At 55.8% G+C, this 11,394-nt stretch carries 8 protein-coding genes; 1 reads left to right on the top strand and 7 read right to left on the bottom strand.

Annotated elements, in window-relative coordinates; all coding sequences use genetic code 11:
* Window positions 1-527 precede the first annotated feature (527 nt).
* On the top strand, window positions 528-1,316 hold the full coding sequence (locus CUJ84_RS35400) for a response regulator transcription factor (protein WP_027687139.1): 789 nt from the start codon (window positions 528-530) through the stop codon (window positions 1,314-1,316).
* 208 nt (window positions 1,317-1,524) lie between these two features.
* Here CUJ84_RS35400 and CUJ84_RS35395 read toward each other — a convergent pair whose 3' ends face one another.
* From CUJ84_RS35395 to CUJ84_RS35365, 7 genes are all read right to left on the bottom strand, one after another.
* Entirely contained in the window at window positions 1,525-2,514 is a 990-nt protein-coding gene (locus CUJ84_RS35395; RefSeq protein WP_105010101.1) for a glycosyltransferase family 2 protein, read from the bottom strand.
* A 92-nt stretch (window positions 2,515-2,606) separates the two neighbouring features.
* On the bottom strand, window positions 2,607-3,653 hold the full coding sequence (locus CUJ84_RS35390) for a glycosyltransferase family 8 protein (RefSeq protein WP_245457667.1): 1,047 nt from the start codon (window positions 3,651-3,653) through the stop codon (window positions 2,607-2,609).
* Window positions 3,650-4,702, bottom strand: coding sequence for a UDP-glucuronic acid decarboxylase family protein (locus CUJ84_RS35385; RefSeq protein ID WP_105010100.1), 1,053 nt, complete (start codon window positions 4,700-4,702; stop codon window positions 3,650-3,652). The genes CUJ84_RS35390 and CUJ84_RS35385 overlap by 4 nt, the downstream gene beginning before the upstream one ends.
* Window positions 4,703-4,747: 45 nt before the next feature.
* Window positions 4,748-6,241 carry a sugar transferase gene (locus tag CUJ84_RS35380; RefSeq protein WP_105010099.1) on the bottom strand — a complete coding sequence of 498 codons (1,494 nt, stop codon included), beginning with the start codon at window positions 6,239-6,241 and terminating at the stop codon, window positions 4,748-4,750.
* A gap of 7 nt (window positions 6,242-6,248) precedes the next feature.
* On the bottom strand, window positions 6,249-7,115 hold the full coding sequence (locus CUJ84_RS35375) for a WecB/TagA/CpsF family glycosyltransferase (RefSeq protein ID WP_105010098.1): 867 nt from the start codon (window positions 7,113-7,115) through the stop codon (window positions 6,249-6,251).
* Window positions 7,116-7,724: 609 nt separating this feature from the next.
* On the bottom strand, window positions 7,725-9,851 hold the full coding sequence (locus tag CUJ84_RS35370) for a right-handed parallel beta-helix repeat-containing protein (RefSeq protein WP_105010097.1): 2,127 nt from the start codon (window positions 9,849-9,851) through the stop codon (window positions 7,725-7,727).
* Window positions 9,848-11,167, bottom strand: coding sequence for an O-antigen ligase family protein (locus CUJ84_RS35365; RefSeq protein ID WP_105010096.1), 1,320 nt, complete (start codon window positions 11,165-11,167; stop codon window positions 9,848-9,850). Before CUJ84_RS35365 ends, CUJ84_RS35370 begins: the two co-directional genes overlap by 4 nt.
* Window positions 11,168-11,394 lie beyond the last annotated feature (227 nt).

Raw genomic sequence — 11,394 nt, 5'->3', positions numbered from 1 at the left:
AGCCCAGACTTTCAGTTGAAACAAACAATCACTTGATTGCGCCCAAGGTTTCATACCGACAGGACCAATATTTCTCTCCACTCCAAAGAGAGTTGTTTTCTTCATCTGAGTAAAGAAACAAAACGTTTAAGGTTATTCACCTAAAGGCGTATCTACTTATGACGACTTACGCCCTGGTTCATGCATCAACCAACATTGGTGGCGGGGTCACTTCCCGTACCCGTTGCCGAACCTACGCCGGAGACAGCGATTGTTTCCATGCATTTAGTGGCCCGCCCCAATATGCGGTGTAACGGCGGAGACTATTCTACAAACCTTCTAGTAATATATAAGTCTACCTTAGATTTGCCGCGCTATTTCCGCCTTACGATGGAAGTTGTGCGCTACTTAGCCTATATTAGCTACTGTAACGTTCCGCGAATTGTGGTATTCGATTCCTACTTTAGAGTTTTCTAAACCCCCGTATTGAGAGGGTTTGGTACTCGGGCCGTAGTAGGAGCGTAAACGTGTTAGGGGAGGGTGAAGCTGTGAATTCAGCACTTATACCGACTTTAGACCTCAGGCAGGAGAACTTAGCCTTTCCTATCAAGATAGAAAGTAATTCGAACGCACTTGCCCTGTCGGCAAGACAAACGCATTCGCTTGTCATTCTCGATAATCGTGAACTCGATCGGCAATGCCTGGCGCAATGCATGGCTGCCCAAAAGGCGGATTTGCAGATTCTGGCATTTGGATCAATTGAGGAGTGGAAGCAGAAGCGCGACGAATATCCTCCGCTTTCGGCGATCCTCTTGAACGTCGGCGGCAAGAAGATCGATGAACCGGCCATTTCGGAGCAAATCCGGAAGCTTTCGTCGGAATTCGCATCGACGCCACTCATCGTATTGGCTGATAGCGACGATTTCGGCCAAATCGTCAGGGCACTTGAGTACGGAGCCAAAGGGTTCATACCCGCCTCAGTCAGCGTCAGTGTATGTATGGAGCTGATCGCGCTGTCAGTGGCAGGAGGAATTTTTGTGCCTGCAAGCGCCCTGTTCGCCATGCGTCACTTGCTGGACTCGAGCAATTCGACCGCCCGCCCCCTCTCCGGCATATTCACGGATCGTCAGGTCGAAGTTGTGGAGGCGCTCCGACGTGGAAAGGCGAATAAAATTATCGCTTATGAGCTTAATCTGCGAGAAAGCACGGTAAAGGTGCATGTTCGCAATATAATGAAAAAGGTCAAAGCAACGAACAGGACGGAAGTCGTGTTCAAGCTCAACGACTTATTCCAAACCAGTAATTCCGGCATGAGCGTGAATAAGGCGTTGTGCTGATCGTTGTCGCGGCAAATCTTTTCGTATGTTGGAACCACGTTCTTGCTCAAATCAACCCGGTGGCGCGAATGCGTCACCGGGTCTTTTGATACCGGGGCGCGTCTATCACGTCCCCCGCGATCTTGGCATGAGTAGCGATCGAGCGCTCAACCACCCGACTGTTGTTTGCGTACTTGCGGATGAACTAACCCGGCCCGGTCCTGCCTATTCATCCCGCAGCTCGTCGCCCGATGGAATTCAAGGCGTACCAGCACTTTGGCCCGATTGTTTGCTTGCAGACCAACTTGATCCAGGGCAGTGAATTTCGCACTTCGGGAGAAACCTCGAGAGCAAAGCGCTGAATAGCCACGGCCGTGGGAACATCGAAATTATTGAATGCCATGCCGGCCAGCCGAAGCGCCTCTTTCCCGAGATCCCTGGCAAGAAAACGTCTTAGTTTCTCATCTTTCCTGAGGCTTTCCGCGCCTTGGCGAAACAGAATATCGAAAGCCTGTTTTCTTTGCCGGAGGTCGGGAAGGATACTTTGTCCATAGTATTGTAGCGACATGTTCGAAGCATGTCTGCGGTATACTGCCTGGTCTTCGTTGATGTAGCCCACGCCAGCATGTGATGCGAGCCGGAGCCACATCTCCATATCACCGGCATGCGGCAGTTCCTTATGATAGCCGCCGACCTGTTTTTGCAGCGTCGTTCTCACGACGGCCGTCGGCGTCGGAACCAGGTTGTTTGCTCCACTCAAGCGTATGAATTGCGGACCGGACAAGACCTGCATGGGAGGCACACCACTGTCGCCGAGAGGATCGACGCGCTTACTGACGCCACTCGGCTCAGCTACGAGCGCGTTCCCGAACGTAAACCCCACATGCGGATGATTGCGCATCAGCTCCGAAGCGCGACCTAGCGCGCCCGGTAGGAGATAATCATCCGCAGAGAGAACCAGGAACAAGTCGCCGCCCGCCCACTCGATTCCCCCATTATAGGTCGCGATATGGCCCTTGTTTACCGTGTGCCGCCGATAGGTGACCCGTTTGTCCCGGGATGCCAGAGCCTTTCCGACTTCCGGCGTATTGTCTGGCGAGCAGTCATCCAGAATAAGCACGCGCACGTCGACGCCTGCTTGTGACAGAACACTTCCAACACATTCCTCAAGGAAATGAGCGTAGTTGTAACAGGGAATGACGACATCAACACGTTGCAAACTTGTTCCTCCGCAGGCAATCGTTTCGTTCGGAGCATTTCATGGAACCCGAACTCGGCTTCGTTTCGCTTACGCGTTCTTCGCTCCCCGATTCATAGGCGCGACGTTGATGCGTGCGCCCGCATGGCCGATTTCGTGCAGGACCATGCAGCTCTCAACAAGACGGATCGGGCAAGCAGCCGGGAGCCTGCACGCTTCAGGCCACTTCGAACGCGCTCCCAACGGGTAAGCGCAAAACGGGTCCGGGACCGAAACGTATCGTAGAAGGCGACGTTCGGGCTCAAGCTTCCCGATTTCCAGGGCTTCACGTTGGTCACGAAATGAACGATGGCGAGCTTCTGCTCGAGCGCGATGCGGGCGATCGCCTGCGTTGGCTCGAACTGAAAATTCCAGGCGCGGTCCAGGATCTTCCACTTTCCGTCGCAGGCAACGTTAAGGGCGTCCTGATCCGAATATTCCGTCGCCGGAAAGCGGTCGAGATAGTCCAGCGATCGTTCCGTTATTCGCTCGTTTCGCCATTTTTCAAGGTCGATAAGAAGAATGCCGGCGTTGAAATAACGTTCGACCCGAGGGCTGCCTGTCGCAGCTGGTCCGTTGCTCACACCATTGTCCAGCCAGTAATCCGGTACAGCGCCGATCACTGCCTCGCCGAGATCGATATTCCACAACTGTTCAAGGTCAGTCAGGACCAGGATGTCGCCATCCAGATACAGAGCCCGGTTGCAGGTCTGCGGAAGGAACTGCGGCAGAAGGATCCTTGCGAAGGTCATCCTCGAAACGCCAGGGCGAGTGGAAAATCCGCTTGCGAAGGACAATGTGGCGATGGGATGCCACTGAATGACTGCAGAATTTGCGGGCAGAGATTCAAAGATCAGTCGCTTTGTTTCTTCGCCTATTCCCTCATGAATGACATGGATATTCAAGGGCCATGCGCTTCGGTTATTCTCGGCGATCGATCTAAGGGCGGTCGCCAAGGGGACGGCGTAGGCCGCATCGACCGCAAAGACGATGGGCCCCAACCGCTGTTTTGCACCCGCAGGCGCGGCTCCTGTTCGTATGCTATGCACATTCATGTTTCCGGCACCATCCCATCGAAAGAACACGAGCTTCGCCTTGCAATGATCGACGTTGCTGTTCACGGCCCGATTGATACGGCTTCCTGAACGGGAAGGCCGACGGCCGGGGTAGGCAGATGGGTATAGGCCGTTCGCGAGGACTGGACGCCAAGTGTGCTCTTGGCTCCGCCAGAAAGCTTCCACTCGAAATACGCGATCGTTTTCTCGAGCCCCTGTCGCAGGTTCACTGTCGGCTGCCAGCCCAGTTCCTGCTTTGCACGGCTGATGTCGGGTTTGCGCTGCGTCGGATCGTCAATCGGCAGAGGCTTGTAAACGATGCTTGATTTCGATCCCGTCATCTCGATGACCATTTCGGCCAGTTCCCGGACCTGGAATTCTCCCGGATTACCGAGATTGATCGGACCCGTAACGCCGGCCGGCGTGCCCATCAGGCGGATGAAGCCCTCAATCAGATCATCTACATAGCAGAAGGAGCGCGTTTGCGTGCCGTTGCCGAAGATGGTGATCGGCTCGTTTTGAAGCGCCTGAACGATGAAATTGGAGACGACGCGGCCGTCATTGGTTTGCATGCGCGGCCCGTAAGTATTGAAGATCCGCGCCACGCGGATTTCCACACCATATTGACGATGGTAATCGAAGAACAATGTTTCGGCACACCGCTTGCCTTCGTCATAACATGCCCGCGGCCCTATGGGATTGACGCTGCCTCGATACTCCTCGGGCTGAGGGTGGACTGCCGGATCGCCATAAACTTCGCTCGTGGATGCCTGGAAGATCTTCGCCCTGGTGCGTTTTGCCAAGCCGAGCATATTGATGGCCCCGTGCACATTGGTCTTCACGGTCTGCACGGGGTCGTGCTGATAGTGGACCGGAGATGCCGGACAGGCGAGGTTGTAGATCTCGTCGACCTCCACATAGAGCGGGAAGGTAATGTCGTGGCGGAGCACCTCAAAGCGAGGATCGTCCAGAAGATGCAGCACATTGTCGCGCGAACCGGTGTAGTAATTGTCCACGCAGAGGACGTCATTGCCCTCTCGCAAAAGTCTTTCGCACAGGAATGATCCCAGAAACCCGGTGCCGCCGGTTACCATAATTCGCTTTTGTCCGTGCATTGGTGTGCTCCGTTGTTGACGGTTGCCTCGCGGAAGCGAGGATGGTCAGTAGGCTCCCCTGCGCTTGAAGACCGCAGGGATTGTGCTGAGAAGAATTTGGCAGTCCAACCACAGCGACCGGTTGTCGATGTAGAACTCGTCGAGTTGCTGCTGCAGCTCGATATCCGCATTGCTTCGTTCGGATATTTGCCAAAGGCCCGTGAGCCCCGGCGTGACGGAACGGCGCTTGTTTCGAAATTCGCCGTCCATAGCCAGGAGGTGATATTCCGGAAACGGACGCGGCCCGACGATGGCCATCTGGCCGGCAATGATGTTTGCCAATTGCGGGAGCTCGTCGATGCTCGAAGCGCGCAGCATATGTCCGATAACCGGAAGGATGCGCGGATCGTCCTTGAGCTTGAAGTGGCTCAACCACTCGACGCGCATGGTAGGATTGTCTCGGAATAGTGCTTCAAGGCGCAGTTCTGCATCTTGATACATCGTCCTCAATTTCAGGACGTGCACCGGCTTGCCGGACCGTCCTTCCCTGGTATGCCGGAAGAAGACGGGGCCCGGATCGATGGCATAGATTGCGGCCGCTGCAAACGCGATGAATGGCGCGACCACAATCATTGCAGGGATGGCGATGGCGAGATCGACGATCCGGCGAACCAGATCCGAGTTGACCGAACTCCCACCGGTGGTGAGGCGAATGCCAATCTCTCCCCCGACATCAGCAGGTCGCAATCCGCTTACCTTGAGGCTCGGCGTGTCGGACAACAAAATGACTTCGGCGAACTTCCGACGCATCGCCGCCAAGTCGGGTCCAAGTGAGCCTGTGTCGCCCGCAATCACGGCAATGGATGGCCCGCCATCGGGCAATGCCTCCAAAGTATCGGGCGAAAAGGGCTCCGGCCTGATGCCATGCTGCCAGTGGTCCTTGAAATGTGCCACGAGAGCGAGAGTAAGGTTGCCCCCCCCTACGACAACCGCGCGCTCCCCCCAGATTCCAAGTTTCCAGCACAGGCCTCGTGCAAGCCAATGCACAAGTGGCTGAACAATCAGCCCGAGAGCGAGGAACCCAATAACGGCAAGTAGCAGTCGTTCCCCCTCCGGCAGGATAATTGCTCCGAATGCCGTCAGGACAGCCACCTTGACGGCAGCTATGGTGCGTCGCCGCAGATGTTCGTGGTCATGCAACCGATATCCAGGATAGAGGCCGGCCGATGCGTAAAGAACAATGGCAGCGAATGCTGCGATCGTGAATGTACGTTCCACCATCGTGCCCTCCGAACCACTGGGGAGAACGGACAGGAGAACAAAATAGGCAATCAAATAGCTTGCAATGTCGCCGGCGACCAGGAAGGACGACGTTGCAAGCCGAGCAAGCCGACGCCGTAGTGCGACGGGCATATTTAGCGCTGCCTGTGCAAAGGGATCGGCGGTCTTAGCTGCTATGGGCGGCACTGAACCTGCCGGAATCGTCCGCGACGTCACGTCATTTGATGTGGATGCCTTCGACGGACCCGGTGTCATTGCTGGCGACGCAAATAGGGACATGATGGCTTTACACCTTTGCAGCTGCTTCTTTTGGCGCGCTTGATCCAAAAACCTTGTCTTCGATCGGAAACTTCCGAAGCCCCAGTCTCTGGAATGCCGTCAGTGAGATGAAGGTCGGCACGACGAGCGCATAGCGCCGCCACAGCCGTCGCGGCTCGCATAAAAGACGAAACGCCCATTCGAAGCCGCTTCTTTGAATGAACCTTGGAGCCTGCCGCTTGAGGCCCGCGTGGAAATCGAATGCTGCTCCGACACCGATGAGCATCGATGCTTCCAGACTATCGCGCATGCGCGCCATCCAGAGTTCCTGCTTGGGGCTGCTCAGCCCGACCCAGATGATATCAGCGCCCGACCGATTGAGCCGGTCGGCAATATCCGTTTCCTCCTGCGTCGACAGTTTGCGAAAAGGCGGCGCATAGGAGCCGACGATCCGTGCTTGCGGAAATTTTGCGAGAAGGCGCGCCTGCAGTTGTTCAAGCGTTTCGGCCGTTGCACCATAAAGGAAGTGGCGCAAGCCCTTGGAGCTGCCGGCATCGAAAACGGATAACATGAGATCCGGTCCATAGACCCTGTCGCTTTCCACATGACCAGCATGTCTCAGCGCCCAAACAAGCGGCATGCCGTCGGGGGTTACGAGGAACGCCCGGTTATGTATCGACCGGAGCTCGGGATCATCTTGACAGCGGACGATGCCGTGTGCGTCGCGAACGCACACATATTCCTTCCTGCCGTCTTCGATCGCTTTTTGAATAAATCCCGTCGCGCTTTTGAGATTGACTGCCGAAATGCGAACACCAAGGACATTCGCCCATCCTAAGGAGCCCTTTGGATGAAGAACTGAAGTTTGGCTGCTGCCTGCTGTTTGCTTTCCCATGACCTACGCTTTCGCGATCGAAACTGTCATCAGAATATCCCGGCAGGCCGATTGCCTCCATACTTGCCGCTCCAGCTATTGGACGTAGAAGAGATTTCAACTTTACGTCTTATGCTACGATGACGTACAATATTCGAAGTAAGTCTATGTACCCCACCGCTTACCATGTTGCTCTTTTTGATGACCGTTGGCCCGAAATAGCGCTTCGACCCGCGCAGAGCCGCAGAAGCTATTCGCTCTAGCCCGATCAAAGCTAGTGAGGTTTGAGCGCGAACAAAAAGCCGGGGAGAGAGATATGGTCAGCTCAATAAGCGAGATGAACGCCCCGGCTGCCTCGCCCATTATCGGGAAGTCTCACCCTACCAGATCTCTAGGTCCTGATTTTGATGCGCATCCCTGTATGGGCTATGCCTTGGAGCCTCGCGCAGGATGCGAGTTAGGCAAAGGTTGGAATTTCGCTTTGAAATCGGCTCGCCACGCTCATCTCGTCACCGTTCCTGCCTGTGGTAGTTACCAGCAGCGCGTGCAAGCCATGATTGAAGGGTGTTATAAGTCGCCATAGCTGCGGACTTTATCGCAGCAGAACACCGCTCGTCGCGGCGCCTTTTGTTACTCGGGCGGCGCGACTACGCTTCCGGTGTCCTCCCCAGCCTTCTGAAGATCTCTTAGACTGCCAAATTCTCCCCAACGCATGACCTGCGGATGTATCCTGAAGCTCTTGTCGTTCAGGTTGCCGCTGTAGCGGTTGCGCGCGAATTGCACAAATCCAAGCCCAAGATCGGGAGCGTTGACATACGCTACAACGCCGCCGTCACTGTCAACCGATACAACATTCTCCTCAATGCGATTAGGGCGTGCCCATGGCGGACGCCAACCCTTGCCGGTACCCTCATCAACGCGAAAAGCCGCGCCCGATCCGTGTGTGATGACGTTTCCCGCCACCAGGTTGCTCCAACCGCCGTTGATACCGATCGCCGCGACGTTGCCCGAGAGCGTATTTCCCTCGATACGCAGTCCGCTCGCCTTCCCATCCGTATAGATCGCCCAGCTGATAGGAGACGGCCATTCGCTGGTATTCTCATATCCGGGAGTCCAGAACGTCCCATCGACCCTGTTCATGAGATGACCAGTCCCCGTCACCAGATTGGAGCGGATGATGCTGTTGAGAGGGTCAGCCTGCTCGCCCATCATCTTGATGGCGCCGCCATCTGCCGTCCGCTGATTGGCGTTGCGGATCACGTTGTGCTCGATGACAGCGTTATAGACGGCGTCGTCGGAACCCCACAGCGAGCCGCCGGCGATTCCGAACTGCGCCGTGTTTTCGATCAGGTTGTCGGCGATCCTGACATTGTCAGCCGCCTGAAACCATATTCCGGCGGTTTCAATGTAAACCTTTCCGATGTCATGGATATGGTTTGAAAGGATCCTGGAGCCGTTTGACTTGCCGAACGTGCCATAATTTGTGCCGACGTAAATCCCGTTGCCAGCCACATCCGCAATCACATTGCCGGCAATCAACGCATCCTTGCTTTCCGTCACATGGACCCCGACGCCGACATTTTCGATGCTGTTGCCGAGAATCTTGACGCCATCAGCGTGTTCGATCCGTATGGCGCCAAATCCTCTGGTTTCCGTATAGAATTTGCCGCTGCCTTCCGGAGCTCCATCTCTAAACTCGAGCCCTGATACGACCATCCCATTGGCCCCATCCAACTTGAAGAATGTCGGCAGAATGCCGGCGACGACTACGGAATTGGGTAACGACTGATCGACAGGGATGTAATGGAGCTGGCCCGCGGCAAGGTCGTACCACCACTCTCCGGGAGCATCGAGCAAGGCCTTGGCTCCGGTCAGGAAATAGCGGCTGCCTTCTGCGGTAAAGAAATAACCGGTGCCTTTCGTATTGACAGTCCGGCCGGCGGCATCGATGGATACAACTGGGAGCGTATCATTGCCCCACTGGCTTCCGGGTTGATAGCCTCCAACGATGTCCACGACCAGCCCACTTGTATCATCCACTGCCGGAAGATCGCCGGCATGGAAACAAAAGCGCGTGTTTCCTTCCCACATGTCGATGGCAGGATTGCACCTTGCGGCAAACAACCATCCCTTGCGTGGATCACCATCAGCGGGAGCGTTGGGGAATCGAGCCCGAGTTTGGCGCATCCCATTGACGAAAAGGTCACCGACCGCTTCATCCGGTGGCAATTTCAGTGGCGCCGTCCAGCGACCATCGGCCTGCTGCGCCCAGTTGCGCACGCGTCGTCCGCCATGCAAAATCGGCACTTCTTTGCATCTTGCCGTGAGGATCAAGCCCGTATCGCGGGCGTCAAAGACGATCGGCTGAGTGAGGTAGTAATCGCCTTTACCGAGCGCGATTGCGTTGGCGCCGCCCTTCGCGCGGGCAGCATCACGGGCTCTTTCAATGCTGGCGAAAGGGCCATCGTCACCCTGCTGATTTGCCGTCGGAAGGAGGCCGCTCCAGGTGTCTTTGCCATCGGGAAAAACGTAAAATATCGTCCGCGGCCCGGTGCTGCCGGTCAATACGTCGCTTAAAGTAGTCCCATTCAACTCGGGCGACAAAGTCGCGGAAGCTTCCGCGCAAGTGGCCTCCCTGACGAGCATCTGCAAGCGCTCGGGCGCATCTATCTCTGTCCCGACCGGAGCCGGATTGCCGGACTGCGGATAGAGCATGACAGGCAAAATGCTCAGGATCAGTCCAAAATGCCGCCTCATGATATCTGCAACCCGCTCGCAACGCCACGCGAGGGCGCCTGCCGAGGTGGCGAACGGCTGAGCGAAACGACGGGCGCGTACAGCGAAAACATGATGATGGCTGCGGTAAACAGGATGAAGATGGCATCATTCTGAACGAAAAAAATACTCTCGGTCAGATTCATCACCAGAATCATGATTGTTAGGACGTTGAGCCAGAGCCACCCGTACTGCGTATCGTGACAGTGAAGGACCGCGCCCCGGCGGATTGCCTGGGGAAGCATCAGAACAAACGGAATCATTCCCGTTATTCCAAAGCTTAACAAGATATCGCGGTATCCATTATGCGCGTGGGGCGCCGGCCATCCGAGCTTTAACCACATGTGCGTCGCTTCCGGGTTCGCGGTTGTCCAGAAAGCCTGGTAGCCATAACCAAGAAACCAACGATCGGATATTTCGCGATCAACCAGTTCCCACAATGGCACCCGCCCCGTCAAAGTCGCGTCCTTGCCGAGCGCTTCAAGGGCCGGAACCAGGAATTCGTGAAGCGAAATCAGAATGCCGAGAGACAGCTGAATGAAAAACAGGACGATGACGACGCGGCCAATGCTGCTGCTTCTTTGCAGGAGGGAATAAAAGCCGATCAGGCAATAGGCCACTGACGTTGCAATGATCGCGGTCATTGATCCGGAGCTTGCAAGGCAAATCACACCCGCGGCCAATACGATGAACGCGGTTCGCCGCAGGCCGAGCGTCCCGTCTATCAGCACGGCCGTCGCGACCAGGATCGTCAGAGCTGCGTACCAGCCCAGGACGTTCTTGTGAATGAAGACGCCCCGCATAGCACCATCCGGCATACTGGCGAGGGCTGGTGACACCAAGGAGATAACCACACTGAGGACGCTACAGGTTCCCAGGGTCACAAATAACAGGAACAGCAGCTGCCTTGGCGTGAACCGTATCGCCAGAACGTAGGAAAGAAGTACACAAAACAAAAGGCCGATGGCGCGCCTCAAGGTCGTTGGAGGTGCTATTGACCACAGGGTAGACAAAAACGGCAGGACAAGGATCAGGGGAACAATCAGATTTCGCCTGAGCGCCGTTAGAAATTGCGGAAAATTGCGTATCAGGATCACGATTGTAAATGCATACACAGGAAAGCAAGGAAGACGCAGCATGGATTTGGCAGATTCGCTGAGCGTTCCGTCCGCATCTGACAGGATGAGTGGCAGAAAGGCGCCTGCCTGAAGAAAAATGGATATGCTGGCGCCCCAGCATTCGATGACCCGCCAACTGATGGTTGGTCCGCTGGCGGTTCCGAGGCTATCTACTCTCATTATCCGTCCCGACTGACTTGAAAAGACAAGCGACTGTTGATCGCGGCAGATCAAAAAAACAGGTGTCGGCCTTCGCGCTGCGCTGCTCTCAAGCAATCATTCAGCCACATCCGCAGTCAACCTGTCCTAGTGAAGGGCGGGCTACGCCTAATGCACCTTCGCTCCACCCAAAGACTGTGTTGTGCGTAAGCCTTCAGCCGGTCTTTACCCAAAAGACGGGCCTTCAT

Origin of the sequence: Rhizobium leguminosarum (genome assembly GCF_002953715.1) — a bacterium.
GTDB lineage: Bacteria > Pseudomonadota > Alphaproteobacteria > Rhizobiales > Rhizobiaceae > Rhizobium > Rhizobium leguminosarum_V.
Note: the sequence above shows the minus strand (reverse complement) of the source record. Positions and strands in the feature narration are given on the sequence as shown.

Coding starts and splice junctions, on each gene's coding strand:
- CUJ84_RS35375 (WP_105010098.1), bottom strand. CDS start 7,115: ATGGGAAAGCAAACAGCAGGCAGCAGCCAAACTTCAGTTCTTCATCCA.
- CUJ84_RS35380 (WP_105010099.1), bottom strand. CDS start 6,241: ATGTCCCTATTTGCGTCGCCAGCAATGACACCGGGTCCGTCGAAGGCA.
- CUJ84_RS35365 (WP_105010096.1), bottom strand. CDS start 11,167: ATGAGAGTAGATAGCCTCGGAACCGCCAGCGGACCAACCATCAGTTGG.
- CUJ84_RS35385 (WP_105010100.1), bottom strand. CDS start 4,702: ATGCACGGACAAAAGCGAATTATGGTAACCGGCGGCACCGGGTTTCTG.
- CUJ84_RS35370 (WP_105010097.1), bottom strand. CDS start 9,851: ATGAGGCGGCATTTTGGACTGATCCTGAGCATTTTGCCTGTCATGCTC.